Source organism: Cohnella cellulosilytica (assembly GCF_042431195.1).
Lineage (GTDB): Bacteria > Bacillota > Bacilli > Paenibacillales > Paenibacillaceae > Cohnella > Cohnella cellulosilytica.
Map to the genome: position 1 here is coordinate 323,039 of NZ_JBHMDN010000020.1, position 21,965 is coordinate 345,003.

Consider the following 21,965-nt stretch of genomic DNA (forward strand, 5'->3'; position numbering starts at 1 on the left):
CAATTGACGAGGAGGTAGGCCGATCATGGCGGTGAATTTGTCCAAAGGTCAGAAAGTCGACTTGACGAAATCCAATCCGGGGTTGTCCAAGGTCAAAATCGGGCTGGGCTGGGATACGAACAAATACGACGGCGGCAGCGCGTTCGACCTCGACGCTTCGGCATTCTGCCTGAACGCGGCGGGCAAGGTCAGCTCGGACAGCGACTTTATTTTCTACAACAACAAGAGCAACCCGAACGGCTCGATCCTGCTGTCGGGAGACAATCAGACCGGCGAGGGCGACGGGGACGACGAATCGCTCGTCATCGAACTGGGGCAGGTGCCGGCGGACGTGCAGAAAGTCGCCTTCTGCATTACGATCCATGACGCCGCGGGACGCAACCAGAACTTCGGCCAGGTGGCCAATTCCTTCGCCCGTGTCGTGAACGAAGCGACGAACGAGGAATTGATCCGCTACGATCTCGGGGAAGACTTCTCGATCGAGACAGCGGTTGTCGTAGCGGAGCTGTATCGGCATAGCGGCGAATGGAAATTCAGCGCCGTGGGAAGCGGATATCGCGACGGCTTGGCCGGTCTGTGCCGGGACTTCGGAGTACAAGTATAGGATCAGGAGGGATTACGGATGACGATCAGCTTATCCAAAGGACAAAGAATCGATCTGACGAAGACGAACCCGGGACTGAAGAAGGCCATTATCGGACTGGGCTGGGATACGAACAAGTATACCGGCGGAGACGACTTCGACTTGGACGCTTCGGCATTCCTGCTGCATGCCAACGGCAAAGCGAACGGCATCGAGGATTTCGTCTTTTACAACAATCTGAACGCTTATTCCGGGGCCGTCGTCCATACCGGCGATAATCGCGACGGCCAAGGCGATGGAGACGACGAGCAGATCAAGCTCGACTTCGATAAAATCCCGCAGCACATCTATCGCATCGGCATTACCGTCACGATTCACGAGTCCGAGCGCCGTCATCAAAATTTCGGACAGGTTTCGAACGCGTTCGTTCGGCTGGTGGACGAGCAGACGGGCAGCGAGATTCTTCGCTACGATCTGGGCGAGGACTTCTCGATCGAGACGGCGGTTGTCGTCTGCGAGCTGTACCGCCACGACGGGGAGTGGAAGTTCCAGGCGGTGGGATCGGGCTTCTCCGGAGGTTTGGCCGCACTCGCGAACAACTACGGACTGGACGCCAAGTAACATCACTTAACGGAGGATTCGCAGCGCATGTCTCTGACAATCATTAAAGGCCAGAAAGCGGATATTACGAAGAACACGCCGATTACGCGCGTTGTCGTCGGAATGGGCTGGGGAACCGGCGCCGGCGTAGATTTGGATTTCTCGGTATTCACGCTGCAGGCGAGCGGCAAGGTGCGTTCGGACCAGGATCTGATCTTCTACTCGAATCCTGTGGGAGCCGGAGGCTCGATTCGCATACTCGGGCAGGAGAAGATGAGCTTCGGCGGTTACTCGGACCAGGAGCAGGTGAGCATCGACCTGCCCAACGTTCCGCAAGAACTGGAGCGGATTCCGTTTACGCTGACGATCTACGAAGGAGATGCCCGCAAGCAGAATTTCTCGCTCGTTAAGGACGCCTATTTGCGGATTATCGACGAAGCGACGGGCAGCGAGCTGCTGCGGTATGACCTCGGCAATCAATTTCCCGTCGAAACGGCGATCGTTGTGGGAGAATTATATAGATACAACGGGGAATGGAAGTTCAACGCGGTTGGCTCCGGGTACTCCGGGGGCCTCGCCGCCCTGTGCGGCAGCTTTGGCGTAGTCGTTCGCGAGGAGCCGCAAGCCGCTCCCGCAGCGGAACCCGCACCGAAACCAGAGCCGAAGCCCGAGCCGGCACAACCGTCGGTCGGACAAGCCTCTCCCCCGTCTTCGCCGCCGGCGGCTCCGTCGATTCGGCTGGACAAGATCGAGCTGAAGAAGAAGGGCGACGTCATCAACCTGGAGAAAAAATCGGGGACGTTGGGCGAAATTCTCGTTAATCTGAACTGGAATCGCAAGAAGTCGGGAGGCGGCTTCTTCAAGGCGGCGTCCGGCATCGACCTCGACCTCGGCTGCCTCTTCGAATTGAAGGACGGCACGAAGGGCGGCGTTCAAGCGCTCGGCAACGCCTTTGGAGATTACCAGCGGCCGCCTTACGTATCGCTTGACGGAGACGACCGGACGGGCGCGCTCGAGGGTGGGGAGAACCTGCGGATCAACGGGGCCAAGGTCGCGGAGATCGAGCGGATCGTCATTTTCGCCTTCATCTATTCGGGCGTGGCGAACTGGTCGCAGGCGGACGGGGTCGTTACGGTGAAGTACCCCGGAGGTCCGGACATCGTCGTTCGAATGGACGAGTACAACAGCAACAAACGTTTGTGCGCCATCGCCATGATTCGCAACGTGAACGATCAGACATTCAGCGTCGAGCGGCTCGTGCAATTTTTCGACGATCAGCAGAAATTGGATGTCGCGTTTAATTGGGGTTTGCGCTGGACAAGGGGAAGCAAATAATTCATCGATTTGGAGCTTGAATCGGCAGGGGGGCCACCATGGATTTTATACAAAGCTTTATTGACAACTTCGCGAGTTTCTTCGACTGGCAGCATATCGGCGAAGTGCTGTCGAAACCATCGACCTGGGGAATTATCGGCACGCTGATCGTTCTCGAAGGCTTGTTGTCGGCGGACAACGCGCTCGTTCTTGCGGTTATGGTTCGCCATCTGCCGAAGGAGCAGCAGAAGAAGGCGCTGTTCTACGGGATTATCGGCGCGTACGTCTTCCGTTTCCTGGCGATCGGTATCGGGACATATTTGGTCAAGATTACCTGGATCAAGGTCGCCGGAGGTTTATATTTGCTCTGGATCGCGCTCAGCAACTTGTTCGATCTGGAATTCAAGCTTGCCCGCGTCGGGGGCGTGCCGCTTATTCCGTACATCGGCAAGAAGGCCGAAGAGGACGAGCACGAGGTCGAGAACAAAGGAATGGGCTTCTGGCGCACGGTGCTGGCCGTCGAAATGATGGACATCGCCTTCAGTATCGACAGCGTGCTGGCCGCGTTCGGAGTCAGCGAAGAAGTGTGGGTGCTGTTCCTGGGCGGTATTCTCGGCGTGCTGATGATGCGCGGCGTGGCGCAGGTGTTCCTGAAGCTGATCGAGAAATTCCCGGAATTGGAGAAGGCCGCGTTTATTCTGATTGTTGTCATCGGCGGGAAGATGATCGCCGGAGCTTTCGGGTTCGAGCTGCCGCATGCCGTGTTCTTCCCTATCCTGATCGCGATTTTCGTAGGTACGATGATTGTCAGTTCGCTCAGGAAAAAAGCCGAAGCATCCAAATCTTCCGCCAAGTCCTAATCGAACGATTGCAGTCGCATACCCTTCGAAATATCCCTCATGCACGCGTGGGGGATATTTTTTGAAAATGCATATGGAAGTATTTACAAGGTTTATAGGTTTGAAGGAGGGTGAGGTCTTTGCGTTATTTCGACTATCTGACCCCCGAGCAGGAAGAGGATTTGTTTCTTCATCCCCCGAAGGAGTTCAGCAATATCGACGACAAGGAAACATTGGCATATGCGGTAGGCGCCGCGCTGTATATGCCCGCGATTCGGGGGCGAATCGCCGAGGACATCGTCAGCGGCAAAATCAAAGGGCTCGTATCCCTGGTCATCGATCTGGAGGACGCGGTAGCGGACAGCCAGGTCGACTACGCCGAGGGCAATCTGTACGAGACGTTGAACAAGCTTCACCGTTTCATGGAAGAGGGTTTGATCAAGCCTTCGGCGCTGCCGTTGATCTTCGTGCGCGTCCGTTCCGAGGAGCAGTTGAGCCGGCTGCTGTCTCGGCTGGAGGAGCGTTTGATCTTGTTGACGGGCTTCGTTTTTCCGAAGTTCTCGCCCGTTCAGGGCGAGGCCTTCTTCCGCCTCCTGGAGGCTTACAACGGCAGCGCGGGTCCGGACGTGCCGACGCTGTACGGCATGCCGATTCTGGAGACGGCGGAAGTGATCTACCGCGAGAGCCGATCGTCCGCGCTGCTCGAGATTCAGGCTTTGCTGAAGCGATACCGGTCGTACGTGCTGAACGTGCGAATCGGAGCGACCGACTTCTCGAGCATTTTCGGATTGCGGCGCAATCCCGATATGACGATCTACGATATCGGCGTCATCCGGGATTGCGTGACGGACATTATCAATGTGTTCGGACGGCAGGAAGACGGCTTCGTCATTTCCGGGCCGGTCTGGGAGTATTTCCGGAGCGACCGCGTCCTGAAGCCGCAGCTAAGAATGACACCGTTCCAGGAGGCGATGGGCAAGGACGGACTTCGCTTGCGCATGTCCTATCTGGACCGGTCCGAGGACGGCCTCATTCGCGAGGTGGCGTACGACAAGGAGAACGGCATTATCGGCAAAACAATCATTCATCCGTCCCATCTGCAGCCGGTGCAGGCGCTGTACGTCGTCACGCACGAGGAATATTGCGACGCCGCGAGCATTATCGCTAATAGCCGGGGCGATTGCGGCGTCATGAAGAGCGAATACGCCAACAAGATGAACGAGATCAAGCCGCATTTGAACTGGTCCAACCGCATTATGAACCGATCAAAGATTTTCGGGGTGCTGCATGAAAAACATAACTTCACCAGCCTGCTCGCCGATCTCAAACCGGCAGGAGCGCTTGTATAGCATTGTCGACGGATTGGAGGTCGAGGTAAGCGTTACGTCCAATCCGTACGGACTCGAGCTTGACCAATTGTTCGAAATGGCGGCGCGGATCAACAAGAAACGCGGTTTTCTGTTCGTCAGCAAGCTGCTCGGCAAGCATATTCCCGTCGTTCCTTCGGCTTCATTGGGGGCGGGGGCGATGCTCGGCTGCCTGTACGCGCAGGATGCGCTGGGGCTGCCTTCGCCGCTTGATGCGGAACGCTTGCGGGACATGCTCGGGAGCAGGGAGCGGGCGGACGCGGGATATCGGGAGCTGATGGCCCGCAAAATCCGCATCGACGAGCCGACGCTGTTCATCGGCTTCGCGGAGACGGCGACCGCGCTGGGGCACAGTCTGTTCGACGTCTTCGAGGGCAACGTCGCGTTCGTGCATACGACACGCGAGGAGATCGAAGGCTTGGTCCCGCCGATCCGGTTCGAAGAGGAGCATTCGCACGCCGTCGCCCATCGGTGCTACGTTCGCGATGCGTCCGTGTTCCGGGATGCCGCACGCATTGTGCTCGTCGACGACGAGATGACGACAGGCAAGACGGCGCTCAACATCATTCGCGAGCTGCACGCGGCTTTCGGACATCGCGAGTTCGCGGTGGCCAGCCTGCTCGATTGGCGATCCGGCGCGGATCGCGCGCGTTATGCGGAGCTGGAGCGCGAGCTGGACGTTCGTATTCGCAGCCTGGCGCTGATCGAAGGGACGATCGCGGTAACAGGAAGTCCGCTGGAGGCAGAGACGAAAGAGAAGGCCGATTCCGCGGCGCAGCCGGATGTCCGCATGCTCCGGCACGATCTTTCCGCGCTGTTCGAGCACGCCGGGGGTTCGCCGGAAGACAGATTGCGTTCGCCGCAGCTGGGCTCCTATCTGCTGCATACCGGCAGATTCGGCATGAGCGCGGCCGACGGGGAGGCGCTGGACCGCTCCGTTGCCAGGGCCGCGGATGATCTGGAGGCGCACAGAACAGGGCGTCGGGCGCTGTGTCTCGGAACGGGCGAGTTCATGTACGTTCCGATGAGGATCGCCGAGCGGATGGGAGACGGAGTCTACAGCCAATCGACGACGAGAAGCCCGATCCATCCGCTGCGGAGAGAGGGCTACGCGGTAACCTCCGCCTATCGCTATGATTCGGTGGACGGGGAAGAGGTGGCCAACTTCATCTACAACGTCGAAGCGGGCCAATACGACGAAGCGTTCGTCTTCGTCGAACGGGAATACGAGCCGAAGAGAGGCGCCGCCTTCGAGCGGGTTTTGTCCAGCCTGGGCGTGCCCGTTGTCCATCTGGTCTTCTTCGGCGCATCAGAAGATCGGAGGGAAGAGACATGAAGCAGCTTCTGTCCGTACACGAAGGACAGGTCGCCGACCCGTCCCCGATCGGGAGCTACAAGCCGGGGGACGTCGTCTTTTTGTTGAAGGATTTAAGCGGCGTCGAGCTGGAGCGCGGCACGGAGGACCGGGAAGAGGCGATTCAGTCCGGAACGCATTATTCGGAGATGCTGCCGATCGAGTACCGGCCGTCGGACGACTACATCGGGCTGTATCGGCAGACGCTGCTCGCGACCGCGGGCAAGGTGGCGGAAGCGGTCGCCGTCGTGGCGGAGCAGATCGTCGCCAAGCGCGGAGCCGGGGTCGTGCTGGCCTCTCTGGCGCGGGCGGGGACGCCGATCGGCGTGCTGATCAAGCGTTATCTCCACACCTATCACGGGCTCGACGTTCCTCATTACAGCATTTCGATCATCCGGGGCAAAGGAATCGACGAGAACGCCCTGAAATATATGCTGCGCCGCCATCCGGAGGGGAACATTCAGTTCGTCGACGGCTGGACGGGCAAGGGCGCGATTCGCAAAGTGCTGATCGAAGCCTGCGGGAGCTTCCACGATCGTTACGGCGTGCGGCTGAGCGACGATCTCGCCGTACTGGCCGATCCCGGCTGCTGCTCGGCGACGTTCGGCACGCGGGAGGACTTCCTCATTCCGAGCGCCTGCCTGAATTCGACCGTATCGGGTCTGGTCAGCCGCACGGTGCTGCGCGGCGATCTGATCGGTCCGGAGGATTATCACGGGGCGAAATATTACCGCGAGCTGGAGGAGGACGATCTGTCCAACGAATACGTCGATACGATCGAAGCGCAATTCGAAGCGGTTCGGGAAGCGGCGAGGGAGAAAGCCGGACGGCTGCTGGCCGAGACCGGCGATCCCGTCACCTGGCAGGGGGAACGGGACATTCGGGCCATTCAGCGGGACTATGGCATCGACGACGTCAACCTGGTGAAGCCCGGGGTCGGGGAGACGACCCGCGTGCTGCTGCGCCGGGTCCCGTGGAAAATTCTCGTGGACGACGCGGCCAACCCGAACCTCGCCCCGATTTTGCTGCTGGCGGCGGATCGCGGCGTTCCCGTCGAGGAGTACCCGGAGCTGACCTATTCCTGCTGCGGGATCATCAGGCCGCTGAAGGGGGACTCCGCTTGATCTTCGCCTGCGATTTGGATCAGACGCTGATCTATTCCCGCCGCTCGATGGGGCCCGTCGGGGAAAGCGAGCTCGTTCCCGTCGAGAAGTACGAAGGCGAGGACTTGAGCTTCATGACCCGCGCCGCCTATTCGCGGCTTCGCGAGCTGAGCCTTGAGCTCGACTTCGTGCCGACGACGACCCGGATTTACGAGCAGTACGAGAGAATACACGGACTGACGGACGGAATCCGCGTCCGCTACGCGATCGTCAGCAACGGAGGCCGGGTGTTGGTCGACGGCCGGACGGATGCGGGGTGGGACGGCATGATCCGGGAGGCCGTGCGCTTGACGGCGGCTCCGGGCGAAGAAGCGAAGGCGCTGTTCGACCGGCTGGCGGATCCGCGCTGGGTGCTTAAGGAGCGTTATTGCGACGGGCTGTTCTACGCCGTCGTCGTGGACAGGGACGGCGTTCCGGACGGCTGGATGGAGGAGCTGACGGGCGAGCTGGCCGGTCTCGGCTGGAACTGCTCGCTGCAGGGCCGCAAGATGTACCTCGTTCCCGATCCGGTCAGCAAGGGCGCGGCCGTCCGCTACGTGAAGGAGCTGGCGGGCGCATCGTTCGTATTCGCGGCCGGAGACAGCCTGCTGGACGAGAGCATGCTGCGGATCGCGGACGCGGCGATGGCGCCGGCGCACGGCGAGCTGTTCCGGATGTACGGAGGCGAGAACGGGGGAAGCATCGGCTTTGCCCGCCGCTCCGGAATCGGGGCATCGGAAGAGATTTTGGACGCCGCGGCGAAATGCCGCCGGGAAGCGAGGCATACGGGATGACGAACATTTATTTCAACCGCTGGTTTTCCACGGTGTATCACTATATCAACATGATTCGCGACAATCCGGACGGCAGAAGCTTTACCTTTTACGGGACGCATCCCGATCCGGGCCATCTTTCCTTGCAGGCCTGCGATCATGCGGAACCGGAGCCGGAGCTTTACGGAGCCGAGTATGTCGATTACGCGCTGGATTTCTGCCGCCGCAACCGTATCGACGTCTTCATTCCCCGGCTGCATATGTTGGAGATCGCGAAGGAGGTTGGCCGCTTCGACGAGATCGGCACGAAGGTGATGGTCTGCCGCGATATCGAGCTGCTGGAACGTCTGATGGAGAAGGACCGCTTCTACGAAAGCCTGGCCGGAACCGGCGTCGTGCCGCTTCCGGCATACGAGGTCGCCGAGACGGCGGAGCAGTTCGCAGCGGCGTACGAGAAGCTGAGGTCCGGCGGCCATCGCGTATGCTTCAAGCCGACGAACGCGGAAGGCGGCATGGGCTTCCGGATAATCGACAACGAGCGCAGCGAACAGGACAAGCTGAAGGCGCTGTACGGCTGGGTGAGCGCGACGATTCCTTTCGAGGAGGCGTATCGAACGCTGGCGGCGGCGGAACGGTTCCCGAGGCTGATGGTGATGGAGCTGCTGCCCGACGAGGAGGTCAGCATCGATTGTTTGGCGGACGCGGACGGCCGCCTGATCGCCGCTATTCCCCGCCGCAAGTCGTCGGGACGGATCTACCTGCTGGAGAACAGGCCGGAGCTGCTGGAGATCGCTTCGCGGGTAGCGGAGCGCTGCCGGATTTCGTTCGCGTACAACATTCAGGTGAAGTATAACGAAGGTATCCCGAAGCTGCTCGAGATCAACCCGCGCATGTCGGGCGGGCTGTACATCACGTGCCTGAGCGGCGTGAATATGCCGTATTTGGCGGTCAAGGCGATTCTCGGAGAAGCCATAGAACGGCCGGAGCCGCAATTCGGCGTCAAAGCCAGCTATATCGAGCTTCCCGTCCTGATGAAATAAGGCGGATCGCCGGCTTGCGATAAAAAATTGACGAGCGCTGCCGAAAGCCATAAACTAAAGTCAAGAGTTAACCGTTTACGCCAGTCGGATTCGGTTGGATAGACAGGAGGCAACGGACTTGCTTCGTTCGAAATGGGGACTAGCGTCCATTATTATCGGTTATGCGGCAGGCTATATTTCGACTTTTTTCCTTCATGACGCGATCGCGCTCGTATTTCCGATTCTGGGAACGATGCTCGCTTCGGTGATTCGCAACGCCGAGCTCAAAGTGGCCAGGCTGGCCGCCGAGAGGGACGCGGCGAACGCCGCGGCTGCAGCGTCGATAGACAGCCCGCAGCCGTCCCGGCGGATTCCGTCGGCCCAATCGTTCGGGGGCAATCCTCCGGGCGCGCAGGGAGCGCCGGCAGGCTCGGCGTCCGCGGCGCCGCGGCAGGCCGCTCCGGAGTCGAAGGCTCCCGAGCTCGGGCCGGAGTGGGATTCCATCCTCGAATATATCGGTACGATCGAGGATATGGTGCTGCTCGAAGGGAAGAAGGATAATCTCGACAACGAGATCGTGCAGCGCACTCTGTCTCTTCTTGTTCGCCTGAACCGCGTCATTCCGCAGTTGGTCGCTTTTAACAACGGGGACATCAATCACAAAATTCAGCGGCTCGTGCTTAAGGACCTGAACGGGGCGATCACGCCTTTCCTGCATCTGAGCGGAGAAGCGAAGCGGCAGAACCGCAGGCTGCTTCTCAACAGCATTCGGGACATCGACAACCAGATTACGACCTATACGAGCTTCATCGAGCAGAAGGACCTTATGGAGTTGAAAAACAAGGCCGAGCTCATTCATCAGCGCTACGGGGCCGGCAACTAGCGGCGCGAGTTCAATTGGTCCGCTTGGGACAACCTCAATATTCGATGGGAGGACTTATGCATGAGTACGCCAGCTATTTTGCTTAAAGATTCGGACGCCGCAAGGGTCCAGCAAGAAGCGCAAGCTACGATTCAACGCATTTCGGCGGCGGATGCCGCCCAGCTCGATTCCTTGATGGACGAAGTCGGCCGCATGGGCCAGAAGACGATGGAGAAAGCCGGGGCCAACCTGACCTTGCTGGAGCGTCCTCTCAACGACCTGCTCAGCGGCAAACGTTCGGAGATCGCCGGGAACATCATGAAGCTTCGCAATGAGGTCGACGACCTGAACCGGTCGAAGGATCTGACCGTTTTCCAACGCATTCTCCGCAAGACGCCGATGAAGAACTACATTATGAAATACCAGTCGGTGCGGACGAACGTTCAGGCGATCATCTCCGCGCTGCGCAACGGCAAGGACACCTTGGAAGAGAACGTCGTGCACATGCGCAACCTGAAGCAGATGTGCATTCAGGAAATGTACAACGTCCAGCAGCGCATCGAGCTGGGCAACCAGCTGCAGGCGCTGTTCGAGCAGGAGCTGGCCAAGCCGGAGAACGAAAGCCGCAAGCCGCAGCTCGAGAAAGGTCTGCGCAAGGTCGTAACGCGCATCCAGGCGCTGACCGAGATGATCATGCTGTACCAGCAGGCGATCGCCGGCTCGGACATCATCAACGACAACAACGACAAGCTGATCGATTCCGTCGACGCGACGATCGACAAGACGCAGCATCTGATTACCGTGTCCGCGATGATCGCGACCGCGCTCGAGGATCAGATGAAGGTTATCGACGCCGTGAACGCGACGAACGATATGCTCGGCAAGCAATTCGCGGAGAACGCCCGCATGCTTAACGAGACGACGCAGAAGACGACCCAGGCGATGACGAAGTCGTCGATGTCTATGGAGCAGATCAATCAGGCGATGAACGATCTGACTTCGGCGATCAACCGGTGCGAGGAATCCAACCGGACGATTATCGCCTCCGCGACGGAGCAGACGTCCCGCCTGCAGGAGATCAACAAGCAGATGGGCCAGCGCCTCGGTCTGCAGCCCGCAGCCGGCTCGTCGCCGCAAGCGGCCATTCCGGAGCCTGCCGCCGTCAGCAGCTTGCTCGATTAAGGCCAGAAAGTATAAATTCCGCTGTTCTTATCCGAATCGTTTCCGACAAAACGCTTTCTTCGTCCCAAGGACGCCGAAGGCGTTTTTGCTTATAGCTTAGAAACTATAAAATTTCCGGTTGACGGAGTGAAATAGACTTGTGTGGCGAAGCTGCAGGGGCGATAGGGGGAAGTTATTATGGTTCGCCTGTGTATCCGGCATGAATCATGTTTAACCGTCCAATATCCACTAGGGAAATGCTCGATTCCATGATAGAGTAAGGGTCTACTGAGTGCGCCAAAGCAGCGCGGATTAAGTTCGGCATAAATGTAAGTGTTTACATGGAAGGGGAACCGGGCATATTGTCATCAAGAGAACTAGGGGGGGACACGGAGCTATGAATGGCAAAGCGGTGCCTGGCATACGCGGCGTATTCCTGCAATTTATTATCCAATACCTTATCCTCCTGATCGTCACCTCCTGTATTGGCGGCTACGTGTATAGTCGTTCATTCGACAAAGAGAAGAGGGACGTCATCGAATCCGGCATCAGCCGGCTGGAGCAGAGCATGACGCTGCTGGACGTACGGCTCAACGAGGTGCGCAGCATTGGCACCCAGATCGCCCTCGATGCCCGGCTCAGCCGGCTGATCAGCGCCAAGCTGCCGTACAGCGGTGAAGATTACTACACGATTAAGGAAATCTCGGAGAGTCTGGCGACGTATAAGCTCAGCAATCGGCTAATCCGCGAGGTCGTCATCTACCTCGACAAGGGGACGTTCATCTCCTCGGTGCACACGACGGCCAGTGCGGAGGACTTCTATGGCAAGGTGATCCGGATCGGAGACTTGACCTATGACGACTGGCGGGAACGCCTGCTGCGCGATTATCAGTACGCCGCCTACTTCCCGGAGTCGAGTCTGATCCTCGGTGGACAGGATTATCGCGTCGTCTCTTACGTCCAATCCGTACCGATCGGCGCACTAAACACGTACAAAGGGGCAGTGTTGGTGCTGCTTGACGCTCATGAACTGGCGGCGTTGCTTACGGGGGCTGCCGATTCAGATCAGAGTGCGGTTCAGGTCGTAGCCGCGGACGGCACAGTCGTTACCGGGTTCGGAAGCGAAGAGGTGCGCAGCGAGCAGGGGGCGCCGACGGTAGCGGATAGAGGCTACACGGAGCGAGTGAAGGGCGGCGCGCGGCTGTTGGATCTGTATGCCCGTTCGGGCGTTAGCGGATGGACCTTTATGGTGACGGTCCCCCAATCGGTCATCTCTGATCAACTGGCCCCCGTGCGCAATCTATATGTCTCGACAATGCTGCTCACCTTGTTCGTCGGGCTGGCGATCGCCGTCATCCTCTCGTATCGCAGCAGCCGTCCTGTACACCGCATTATGCGCAAGCTGGTCGCCGGCTTCGGCGAGCAAGCGGCCGTTCCGGATCGCTCCGTCTCGGCCTGGCGTTATCTGGACGGTACGATTGGCGATCTGCTCGCTAACCGGGAAGCGTTGCGACGCGATCTTGACCGCCAGGCCGAAGCAGCGCGGGCGACCTTTCTGGAGCGACTGCTGCGTGGCGGTTTCGCCAAGGACAGCGAGGTCGAGATGGTTCGCGCCCATATGGGACTCGATCTCGCTGGCGAGGTGTTCCATGCGGTGGCCGCCGAGGTGCGCAGCTTCGAGCCGGAGCAGCCGCTGACGGCTGATACGATCCGTCAGCTCGAGCTGGCGCGGGTGCTGCTCCAGGAGCTCGGCGCGGCGGAGCTGCCCTACAGCATGCGGATCTATCCGCTCGACGAGCGGCGGACGGTGCTGCTGATCGGTCTGACGCCGGAACAGACGGCGACCTTTCACGACCGACTCGAGGCGGCAGGCGCAGTCATCTCCGCGCGGCTGGAGGAGGCGATCGGCCTGGAACTGGCGCTTGGCGTCGGGAATGCCTGCGATCGGCTGATCCGCATCCGAAATTCGTTCGACGAGGCGTTGGAGGCGCTGGAGCAGGCGGCAGATGGGGGTGTCGTCTATTATGCGGATTTGCGTCAGGAGCGTCAGGACTTTTATTACCCTACCGATATGGAGACACGTCTGATCCATCTGGTGAAGGCCGGAGATACCGCCGAGGTGCAGGCGATCCTGGATGAGCTGTGTCAGAGAAACACGGAGGCAGTCCGGTTGTTGCCGACGATGACGACGCAGCTCGCTTATCAGATGAAGGGAACGGCAGTGAAGCTGCTTAAGGGGATCGAGACCGATGAAGAGACGGTATCCCGGCTGGAGCGACAGTTGGAGACGATGGTCGAGCATCGATCGGCTGCAGCCTTGCTGGAGCAGGGAACAGCGTTGTTCCTGGAATTGACCGAGCTGGCTCGCTCGCGTCAGAGCGGACAGAAGGACCATTGGAGAGAGAAGATTGTCACGCTCATGGCGGCTCGTTACCGCGAGGACGATCTGTCGCTGTCACGCCTTGCGGAGGAACTTGGCATCAAGGAGAAATACGTCTCGCAATTGTTCAAGGAGCAGCTCGGCGAGAGCTTCACTCAGCATCTGGAGCGGCTGCGCATGGACGAAGCTCGCACCTTGCTGGGCGACCCCGAGGTGCCGGTACAGGACATTTCCAGGCTGTGCGGATATGCGGCTCCCAACACGTTCTATAAGGCGTTCAAGCGATACTATGGGGTCAGTCCAAGCGTCTATCGCCAGCAGCTGCCGACCGGTAGCAGCGCCGATAAGCGCCGATAAGCACTAAGCCATTGTTCACAGGCCTCTCTCGCCAGCGCTGACCGCAGCGTTCGGCAGAGGGGCCGTTTTTTTGTTTGCGCCATGCGGAATTTGCAAACTGTGCGTCCCTGCTGCAGATTCCGTATGGCGCCGCATATTCCACTTCGCCAAACCGTCTTATGTCACGTCTATCCGGCGATATTCCACTTTCCCGCAGCGCCTTTTCCGTGCTAACGTTCAAACAGTCCCATTAGCTGCAAACGGTTACACTCAGCAAAGGAGTTTTGCCCATGTTCACAAAACGAGCACAAGCACAAGTGCCGGAGAAAACGCCGCAACGACGCCGGGCGGGCGGCTGGAGCAAGGAAGCCCGTGTCAACTACCAGCTATATTTGATGATCCTGCCGCCGTTAACGTGGCTTCTCCTCTTCATGTACGTGCCGATGTACGGCGTGCAGATCGCCTTCAAGGACTTCCGCGCCGTCGATGGCATCACAGGCAGCGCATGGGCGGGACTGAAGTATTTCAAGAAATTCTTCAACAGCTACGACGCGATGCAGATCGTTCTAAATACCTTCGAGGTTTGCTTTTATACGCTGCTGGCAGGCTTTCCTCTGTTCGTCCTGCTGGCGCTGCTGCTCAACAATACAAGCCGCGCCCGGTTCCGGCGCTGGGTGCAGATGTCGACCTTCGCCCCGTATTTCATCTCGGTGACGGTGGTCGTCGGCATGCTCATCCAGTTCCTGTCGGTACAGGACTATGGCATCGTCAACAACCTGATCCGTATGCTCGGGGGAGACCCTGTCATGTTCATGACCAAGCCTGAATGGTTTAGCACGATCTACACATGGTCGAACATCTGGCAGGGCGCAGGCTTCAATGCAATCATCTACATCGCCGCGCTTGCCGGGATCGATCAGGAGCTGTACGAGGCCGCCGTCGTCGACGGGGCGTCGAGGTTCCGCCGGATGCTGCACATCGATCTGCCGGGCATTATGCCGACAGTCGTCATCACCTTCATTTTGGCGGTCGGACAGGTAATGAATCTGGGCTTCTTCGATAAGATCTTCCTTATGCAGAACCCGCTCAATCTCGAACGGTCCGAGGTCATCTCGACCTATGTGTACAAGATGGGGATGGCGTCATCGTTGCCCAACTACTCGTACGCTGCCGCGATCGGTCTGTTTAACACGCTGATCAATCTGGCACTGCTGATGATGGCGAATCGTCTGGCTCGCAAGTATAGTCAATCCAGTCTCTGGTAGGAGGTACCGAATATGAAATTTCTGGACACAAGAGGCGATCGGAGATTCATGACGGTGGTCGACGCGCTGCTGCTGGTTACACTGTGCGTCACGCTGTTCCCGATTCTGTATATCGTCAGCGCTTCCTTCAGCGCGCCTTCGGCGGTCATAGCGGGCAAGGTGTGGCTATGGCCGGTCGATGTCAGCGTCTCGGGCTACAAGGCGGTTTTCGGCTACGGCGGCATCTGGCTCGGCTTCGCCAACACGCTCTATTATACCGTCATTGGCACGCTGATCAGCCTCGCGCTTACTGTACTGGCTGCCTATCCGCTGTCACGCCCGGACTTTAGGGCCGGGAAGCCGCTCATGATGCTGTTCACCTTCACGATGTTCTTCAGCGGGGGGCTGATCCCGACCTATTTGCTGGTGAATCAGCTTGGCCTGTACGACAGCCGGATGGCCGTCATTCTGCCGTCGGCGCTCGCCGTTTATAATTTGATCATCACCCGCACCTTCTTCCAGAGCAGTATTCCACGCGAGCTGCTGGAGGCGGCCAAGCTGGATGGATGCAGCGATTTTGCCTTTCTGCTGCGGATCGCGCTGCCGCTGTCGGGGGCGATCCTGGCAGTAAACGGTTTGTTCTATGCGATTGGCTATTGGAACAACATCCAAAGCGCGCTCATCTACCTCAATTCCAATGACAAGATGCCGCTGCAGATGATCTTGCGCGCCATCCTCATCCAGAACCAGGTCGATCCGAGTCTGATGGCCAATGTCGATACCAATGCGATGGCTGAACGCGCCCATCTGCGCGAGCAATTGAAATACGCGCTCATCGTTGTCTCCAGCCTGCCGGTCATCCTGCTCTATCCTCTCGTGCAGCGGTACTTCGTGCGGGGCATTATGATCGGATCGATCAAGGGATAGCATGCCTGATGGAAGTGGACGCTTGAAGGAGGTGAGTCGGGGCGCATAGTTCGCGTAGGCGCGCAATCGCGTAATAAGGAGAATCGAACGATTTTGCATGAAACGAATGATTAGAGAGCGATACTGCAAGACGACTTATCATTTTTGGAGGGGTATACACATGAGAAAAAGTTCCCGCATCACCATCGCGTTGCTGCTGGTCGGCACCCTGCTTATGTCTGCATGCAGCAACAACAATACGAAAAGCAGCTCGTCTGACGAGAAAGGCGAGAACTCGGTAGTCGGCACAGCCGCCAATCTGACCGAGCCGGGCACCTTCCCGATTGTCAAGGAGACGGAGACGCTGCGCGTCTGGGCGAGCCCGCCAAGCTGGATCGGCAATCTGGAGGACAACTGGTTCACCAAATACTTCGAGGAGAAGACCAATATCAAGATCGAGTGGGTCCGGGCCAATATGGAGGACTACCGCGACAAGCTGAACCTGATGCTGGCCAGCCAGACGGACATGCCGGACGTTATCCTCTCCTGGGGCATCGGCAACGCCCAGCAGATTGCCTATGGCTCACAGGGGCTGTTTCTGCCGCTTAATGAGTTGATTGAGAAATACGGCTCCGCCACCCAAAAAGTACTGGCTTACGATCCGATCATCGAGAGCGCGATCACGGCTCCGGACGGCAACATTTACGGTTTGCCGTCAATCAATGAGTGCTACCACTGTACGTACAGCCATAAGATGTGGATCAATCAGCAATGGCTCGATGAACTGGGACTGGAGGTGCCTCAGACAACCGAGGAGTTTTACCAGGTACTGAAGGCGTTCAAGGAAAAGGATCCGAACGGCAACAACAAGGCCGACGAGATTCCGCTGACGCGCGGATCGTGGCAGGGCGGCATTGACTTTTTCCTGATGAATGCGTTCATCTACAATGAAGCGGGCAACCGTCTGATGATCCAGGACGATCGGGTCGTTCAGGCGGCGATCCAGCCGGAATGGCGCGAGGGGCTGCGTTATTTGAACCGTCTCTATGCGGAAGGGCTGATCGATCCCGAGTTCATGCTGCAGGATGACAATAAGGTAAAGGTACTGACCGGACTGTCGCCGCAGGAGAACCGCGTGGGCGCTGTCGCTTCCGGTGCGATGGGCTTCGTCGACTGGAGCGAGGACAACGCGGTCAAGGAGGAATTCGTAGCGCTGCCGCCGCTTGAAGGACCGGAAGGCATTGCATATGCCAAGCAATATGCGTTCGGCATGGGCACAGGCAATTTCGTTATAACCAAGGAAGCCAAAAATCCGGCGCTGGCGCTCCGGTTCGCAGACGCAATCTATCAGCTATACCTCGAAGGAGACTACAATCTGTACGGCGAGGAAGGCGACGTCTGGGTGAAGGCCAAGGAAGGGGAAGTTGGACTTGACGGCCAGCCTGCCAAGTACAATGTGCTCAAGAGCGGAGAGCAGCCGAATAACTTTACCTGGGGCAACGGCCTGAACTCGTTCATGACCTCCGAATGGCGCAATTCCCAGGTAGTGACGCCGGGCACTTGGAATCATGAGAAGATTCTTTACGACGAGACGAAGGACAAATATGCGGGCAAAGGGTCGCAGCAGCAGATGCCGGGCAGCTTCATGATGCCGGAAGCGGAAGCAACCGAGTGGGAAGAGCTGAACAATGCGGTTATCAAATACCTCGATGAGAGCGTCGACAAATTCGTCACCGGCAATCTCGACCTCGACAAGGATTGGGACACCTACCTGTCCAATCTGGAGAAGATCGGCTACAACCGGCTCGCAGAGCTGACGCAATCGGCGTATGACCGTCAGTACAAAGGCAAGTAGAAAGCGGGGAGAACAGCATGATAACGACGAACGAGCGGGAAGCGTGGCGCAGCATCGACGAGCGGCCGCTGCCCGCGTGGTATGACGACGCGAAGTTCGGCATCTTCATCCACTGGGGCCTCTACTCGGTTCCGGCCTGGGGGCCGAAGCGCGACACCGTGAACACTTCCGGCGAGGCTTATGCCGAGTGGTACGGCAGCGCGGTGCGCCGACCGGGAAGTCAATACGAGGCTTTCCACAAGCAAGTATACGGCGACCGCACGCGGTATGAGGACTTCGTCGCCGGCTTCGGCGCGGAGCTGTACGATCCCAACGCATGGGCGTCGCTGTTCCGCGACGCGGGCGCGCGTTATGTCGTCCTCACCGCCAAGCATCACGATGCCTATTGTCTGTGGCCGAGTCCGCATCGCTGGAACTGGAACAGCGTCGACGTCGGTCCCGGCCGCGATCTATACGGCGAGTTGGATCGGGCGGTTCGGGCGCAGGGGCTGCGTATGGGCGCGTATTATTCGCTGTTGGAGTGGTACAACCCGCTTTATCTGGCCGATCCGGGCGCCTATGCGCGGACGCAGATGGTGCCGCAGATGCGGCAGTTGGTCGAGACCTATTCGCCGTCGGTGTTATTTATGGACGGCGAATGGGAGCATCACAGCGAGGTGTGGGACAGCCGGACGTTCCTCGACTGGCTCTACAGCGCTTCTCCGGTCGGCGGGGAGATCGTCGTCAACGACCGTTGGGGCAAGGAGACGCGCGGCCGTCACGGCGGCTACTTCACGACCGAATACGGCGAGGTCGGCTATGGGCCGGACGGGGTGGCGCTGCCGCTCAAGCTGGATCGCAAGTGGGAGGAGAACCGCGGCATCGGCACCTCCTTCGGCTACAACCGCAACGAGACGCTGCATGATTACTTGAGCGAGCGGGAGCTGATTTATCTGATCGTCGATACGGTCAGCAGAGGCGGCAATCTGCTCTTGAACGTCGGGCCGACGGCAGACGGCCGTATCCCGGTCATCATGGAGGAGCGCCTGCGGCAGCTTGGGGACTGGCTGCGCGTCAACGGCGAGGCGATCTACGGCACACGCCGCTGGCATACGCACGGCGAAGGCGAGGCTGTCCGTTACACCGTGTCAGGCGACACGCTCTACGTTCATTGCCTCCGCTGGCCCGGCCGGGAGCTGATATTGAGCGCGGAGGGGCTGCCGAGCGCAGCCGAGGCGCGTCTGCTCGGCTGGGAAGGCTCCCCGCTCGACTATTGTGCAGATGGTGCTCGCCGCATCATCAAGCTGCCGGAGCTGAACGGCTCCGGCGACGATCTGCCATGCCGGCATGTCCCGGTCATTGCGCTGCAGCTTGGTCCTCAAGGATCATAGCGCGCAGCGTTGCTCGATCGGCTAGCGTCCTGGGCAAGCCAGTATCTGATGACCGATTCGCCCTATGACGAAGGAGGAGCAGAGAATGAGCAGCAGAAGGGTAGACAACGTTGAGATGACCGCAGGCGCAGCCCTGGGGATTGCCCCTGCAACGGAGGATCGTGTGACCGCAGTGGATGGGGCGTTGAGGCTCGCAGCGAATGGAACGGGGAGGATAACGGCATTCGGTGCAGCGTCGCACAGCGATGGAGACAGGTCGCCGTCCCGGCCGGGCCCTGTTGCGGGAGGCTGGGCAGTATGGCGGACAGGCTTGAAGATGTGCCGAGGCGCGTGGCTGCAGGGCAGCCTGCTAGCCATAATGGGCACATGCTTGCTGCTTGCGGCCGCGCCGAGCACCGAGGCGGCGGTGCTGCCCCGGTCGGCGGAAGAGCCGTCTCGGACGATCCATTATATCGATATGGAGAACAGCGCCTACGAGTTGACCGATCTGATGATGATACAGTCTTTGCAAGGTTTGGTGAATCGGGAGGAGCCGCGCATCTGGGTATTGAAGAACCCCATTCATCTCTATGACGTGCAGCCGGGTTTCTCCGCCAACTCAGTCATGGTCGAGCGCGACTTCTGGTTTGACCGGCTGACCGGGTATACGAAGCTGCCGTATACCGATCCGTACGCGCTGGTGGCGGCATTCGCCGACGAGCTGGCCGGGGCGGTGATCTATGACGAGGATGTGCTGGACCCGACGGGCGCTGGCAATAGCGGCACCTTCAACTATTATACGGGCGGCAGCTCGGTCAATGCCGAGCCGAACAAGAGCTTCCTGCCGTCGGATACCCGCGTCGCCAACCTCAACGTAACGGCGATGCTGAGCGCCCGCCACGGCGCCGTGGCGCTGACGGAGGAGCAGCTTCTGAAGCTGGAGAACGACTACGACGTCACGCTGCCGGTGCTCGCCGACAGCGGCGCGCTCGGGCTGGACTCGTGGGAGGAGGCGTATGACTATGCGCTGACCGAGTTGGCTCCCTACATGCGAGACGACATCCTGGCCGCTAATCCGAACTACAGCTTGGCCATGTTCGACTACATCATCGCCAACAACATCTTTACCTTCCATCTGAAGGGCGATCCGCAGGCAAACAGCGGCTTGACGACGAGCGAGAAGGCCAAGCTCGATGCGCTTGTCGAGCAGGCGCCCGGCGTTGCGCCGATCATCGGAACCTGGGGCGGCAGCACGGATGAGGATGCCTTTGGCCGCTATCTGAACGTCAAAGGCAAGTATGCCCTGGTCACTAGCGAAAGCTTCAATATGAGCTGGACGAGCGGTTTGCCGATGGTGCGGCCCGCCGCCTCGGAGACGACGCGCAGTCTTGTGTATGATCCGACCAAAGTGTATATCAGCTTCACCGAGACGGACGGAGACACGCTTCTGTTCCCGCATTTGAAGTTCCCGACCTGGTTCGCGTTGGCTGATCGCGAGGATTATCCGATCGCCTGGGAACTTACGCCGTTGCTGGCGGAGATCGATCCGCTTGCAACGGCGTACTACAACGAGCAGCGGGGCTCCAACAGCTACGTGACACCGGTCACCGGCGTCGGCTACATCAAGTATCCGATGCCGGATCAGTACAAGGACGATTACTTTGAGCTGACGGACGACTACATGGCGTATATGCGCCAGCGGACGCTCCGTACGATGAATTACGATCGGTTCGACGCTGCGGCTTATACGCCGATCCCGAGCGTGGAGGGCGTCTTCGCCGGATACGGCGGACTCGATCCGGAACGGCCTGCGGTCGCGAATAACCGCGAGACGCATTTCCGCTACATGGGTAAGCCGATATTCATCAACTATTCCTTCTTCGACCGCACCGCTATCTCTAATTATAGCGGCACCGAACCGGCGTTCTTCAACGTTGGTGCGCAGTACATCAACACCGAATTGCTGACGGACTACATTGACAACCTGCCGGCTCGCTTCGTCGTCGTCACGCCGGGGGAGATGGTCGATCTGTACCGGCAATACGCCGAGTCGGTGTTCGAGGAGATTACCGAAGCCGGCTTCCTGGCGAGCTTCACGCATGATGAGAGCGGCTTCCTCCATACGGACGACGGCAGCTACATCTCCGATGGCGATCATCGGGTAGCGGACGGAGCCCATAGCTGGGTGTACCGGTTCAACCTCGACGATGCCGAGACGATGCTGGAGCTCGAGATCGACATCGCTAACAACTACGTTGTCGAAGCCTCTGTCAACGAGAGCGTCTGGAACGTCGTGGCGCAAGCCGCGTCGGATATTCATGACGCCACCAATCGGCAGACGCTCACGCTGGACTTGAGCAGCTATCTGACGAGCAACTCGTCCAATACCGTCTATGTGCGCTTTCGCGACGGATCTCCGACCGACGGCTGGGGCCCGAGCCTATACAGCGTCAGCGTTAATGGCGGCATCATCGAGGGAGTGACGTCGCATGACACGCTGACGTCGGGGAAGATGCTGCAGGACGGTGAGTTCCTCGCCTCGCCCTCGGGCACCTATTGTTTGACGATGCAGACCGACGGCAATCTTGTGTTGTACAGCGGATCGAACCCGGCGTCCAACACCGGTGTGGTCTGGCAATCCGGTGTCACCGGCACGATCGGGAATTACTTTGCGATGATGCAGACGGATGGCAATCTCGTCGTCTATCAAGGTACCGGCCCTTCCAACAATCTGGGCTATGTCTGGTCGAGCGGCACCAACGGGCCCACGTCGGCACATCTGATCCTCAAGGACGACGGCAAGATTTACATTTATGAGGGCGACGCCCCGGCCAGCGCGGGCAATCTGCTCTGGTCGCGGCCATAACCGCAATCGAACATG

At 59.1% G+C, this 21,965-nt stretch carries 17 protein-coding genes; all 17 read left to right on the forward strand.

What is annotated here, in order from left to right:
- The first annotated feature begins 25 nt into the window (after positions 1-25).
- Positions 26-604 carry a TerD family protein gene (locus tag ACFFT4_RS16470; RefSeq protein WP_378049420.1) on the forward strand — a complete coding sequence of 193 codons (579 nt, stop codon included), beginning with the start codon at positions 26-28 and terminating at the stop codon, positions 602-604.
- An 18-nt stretch (positions 605-622) separates the two neighbouring features.
- Positions 623-1,204 (forward strand): TerD family protein, encoded by a 582-nt coding sequence (locus tag ACFFT4_RS16475; protein ID WP_378049422.1) that lies wholly within the window; start codon positions 623-625, stop codon positions 1,202-1,204.
- Between the two features lie 27 nt (positions 1,205-1,231).
- The gene (locus ACFFT4_RS16480; RefSeq protein WP_378049424.1) at positions 1,232-2,518 is read left to right on the forward strand and encodes a TerD family protein; all 1,287 of its coding nucleotides are present in this window, start codon (positions 1,232-1,234) and stop codon (positions 2,516-2,518) included.
- A 38-nt stretch (positions 2,519-2,556) separates the two neighbouring features.
- Positions 2,557-3,357 carry a MeeY/MeeF family manganese export membrane protein gene (locus ACFFT4_RS16485; protein WP_378049426.1) on the forward strand — a complete coding sequence of 267 codons (801 nt, stop codon included), beginning with the start codon at positions 2,557-2,559 and terminating at the stop codon, positions 3,355-3,357.
- Between the two features lie 119 nt (positions 3,358-3,476).
- A complete protein-coding gene (locus ACFFT4_RS16490) occupies positions 3,477-4,685 on the forward strand; it encodes an HpcH/HpaI aldolase/citrate lyase family protein (RefSeq protein WP_378049428.1) in 1,209 nt (402 codons plus the stop codon).
- A complete protein-coding gene (locus ACFFT4_RS16495) occupies positions 4,678-6,039 on the forward strand; it encodes a phosphoribosyltransferase family protein (protein ID WP_378049430.1) in 1,362 nt (453 codons plus the stop codon). Before ACFFT4_RS16490 ends, ACFFT4_RS16495 begins: the two co-directional genes overlap by 8 nt.
- Positions 6,036-7,181, forward strand: a complete 1,146-nt coding sequence (locus ACFFT4_RS16500; RefSeq protein WP_378049432.1) for a cysteine protease StiP family protein — start codon at positions 6,036-6,038, stop codon at positions 7,179-7,181. The genes ACFFT4_RS16495 and ACFFT4_RS16500 overlap by 4 nt, the downstream gene beginning before the upstream one ends.
- Positions 7,178-7,993 carry a hydrolase gene (locus ACFFT4_RS16505; protein WP_378049433.1) on the forward strand — a complete coding sequence of 272 codons (816 nt, stop codon included), beginning with the start codon at positions 7,178-7,180 and terminating at the stop codon, positions 7,991-7,993. The genes ACFFT4_RS16500 and ACFFT4_RS16505 overlap by 4 nt, the downstream gene beginning before the upstream one ends.
- A complete protein-coding gene (locus ACFFT4_RS16510; protein WP_378049435.1) occupies positions 7,990-9,012 on the forward strand; it encodes an ATP-grasp domain-containing protein in 1,023 nt (340 codons plus the stop codon). The genes ACFFT4_RS16505 and ACFFT4_RS16510 overlap by 4 nt, the downstream gene beginning before the upstream one ends.
- A 118-nt stretch (positions 9,013-9,130) precedes the next feature.
- Entirely contained in the window at positions 9,131-9,874 is a 744-nt protein-coding gene (locus tag ACFFT4_RS16515; protein ID WP_378049437.1) for a hypothetical protein, read from the forward strand.
- A 60-nt stretch (positions 9,875-9,934) separates the two neighbouring features.
- Positions 9,935-11,035: a toxic anion resistance protein gene (locus ACFFT4_RS16520; protein WP_378049438.1), complete on the forward strand. Its 1,101-nt coding sequence runs from the start codon at positions 9,935-9,937 to the stop codon at positions 11,033-11,035.
- 376 nt (positions 11,036-11,411) lie between these two features.
- Positions 11,412-13,751: a helix-turn-helix domain-containing protein gene (locus ACFFT4_RS16525; RefSeq protein ID WP_378049440.1), complete on the forward strand. Its 2,340-nt coding sequence runs from the start codon at positions 11,412-11,414 to the stop codon at positions 13,749-13,751.
- Positions 13,752-14,020: 269 nt separating this feature from the next.
- The gene (locus ACFFT4_RS16530; RefSeq protein WP_378049442.1) at positions 14,021-14,995 is read left to right on the forward strand and encodes an ABC transporter permease; all 975 of its coding nucleotides are present in this window, start codon (positions 14,021-14,023) and stop codon (positions 14,993-14,995) included.
- A 12-nt stretch (positions 14,996-15,007) separates the two neighbouring features.
- On the forward strand, positions 15,008-15,901 hold the full coding sequence (locus tag ACFFT4_RS16535; RefSeq protein ID WP_378049444.1) for a carbohydrate ABC transporter permease: 894 nt from the start codon (positions 15,008-15,010) through the stop codon (positions 15,899-15,901).
- Between the two features lie 160 nt (positions 15,902-16,061).
- Positions 16,062-17,735, forward strand: a complete 1,674-nt coding sequence (locus ACFFT4_RS16540) for an extracellular solute-binding protein (protein ID WP_378049445.1) — start codon at positions 16,062-16,064, stop codon at positions 17,733-17,735.
- 17 nt (positions 17,736-17,752) lie between these two features.
- The gene (locus ACFFT4_RS16545) at positions 17,753-19,105 is read left to right on the forward strand and encodes an alpha-L-fucosidase (protein ID WP_378049446.1); all 1,353 of its coding nucleotides are present in this window, start codon (positions 17,753-17,755) and stop codon (positions 19,103-19,105) included.
- A gap of 85 nt (positions 19,106-19,190) precedes the next feature.
- On the forward strand, positions 19,191-21,950 hold the full coding sequence (locus ACFFT4_RS16550; RefSeq protein WP_378049448.1) for a hypothetical protein: 2,760 nt from the start codon (positions 19,191-19,193) through the stop codon (positions 21,948-21,950).
- Positions 21,951-21,965 lie beyond the last annotated feature (15 nt).

What these genes read in the sequence shown, in the direction of transcription:
- ACFFT4_RS16470 (WP_378049420.1), top strand. Translation starts at nt 26, where the DNA reads ATGGCGGTGAATTTGTCCAAAGGTCAGAAAGTCGACTTGACGAAATCC.
- ACFFT4_RS16475 (WP_378049422.1), top strand. Translation starts at nt 623, where the DNA reads ATGACGATCAGCTTATCCAAAGGACAAAGAATCGATCTGACGAAGACG.
- ACFFT4_RS16480 (WP_378049424.1), top strand. Translation starts at nt 1,232, where the DNA reads ATGTCTCTGACAATCATTAAAGGCCAGAAAGCGGATATTACGAAGAAC.
- ACFFT4_RS16485 (WP_378049426.1), top strand. Translation starts at nt 2,557, where the DNA reads ATGGATTTTATACAAAGCTTTATTGACAACTTCGCGAGTTTCTTCGAC.
- ACFFT4_RS16500 (WP_378049432.1), top strand. Translation starts at nt 6,036, where the DNA reads ATGAAGCAGCTTCTGTCCGTACACGAAGGACAGGTCGCCGACCCGTCC.
- ACFFT4_RS16510 (WP_378049435.1), top strand. Translation starts at nt 7,990, where the DNA reads ATGACGAACATTTATTTCAACCGCTGGTTTTCCACGGTGTATCACTAT.
- ACFFT4_RS16520 (WP_378049438.1), top strand. Translation starts at nt 9,935, where the DNA reads ATGAGTACGCCAGCTATTTTGCTTAAAGATTCGGACGCCGCAAGGGTC.
- ACFFT4_RS16525 (WP_378049440.1), top strand. Translation starts at nt 11,412, where the DNA reads ATGAATGGCAAAGCGGTGCCTGGCATACGCGGCGTATTCCTGCAATTT.
- ACFFT4_RS16530 (WP_378049442.1), top strand. Translation starts at nt 14,021, where the DNA reads ATGTTCACAAAACGAGCACAAGCACAAGTGCCGGAGAAAACGCCGCAA.
- ACFFT4_RS16535 (WP_378049444.1), top strand. Translation starts at nt 15,008, where the DNA reads ATGAAATTTCTGGACACAAGAGGCGATCGGAGATTCATGACGGTGGTC.
- ACFFT4_RS16540 (WP_378049445.1), top strand. Translation starts at nt 16,062, where the DNA reads ATGAGAAAAAGTTCCCGCATCACCATCGCGTTGCTGCTGGTCGGCACC.
- ACFFT4_RS16545 (WP_378049446.1), top strand. Translation starts at nt 17,753, where the DNA reads ATGATAACGACGAACGAGCGGGAAGCGTGGCGCAGCATCGACGAGCGG.
- ACFFT4_RS16550 (WP_378049448.1), top strand. Translation starts at nt 19,191, where the DNA reads ATGAGCAGCAGAAGGGTAGACAACGTTGAGATGACCGCAGGCGCAGCC.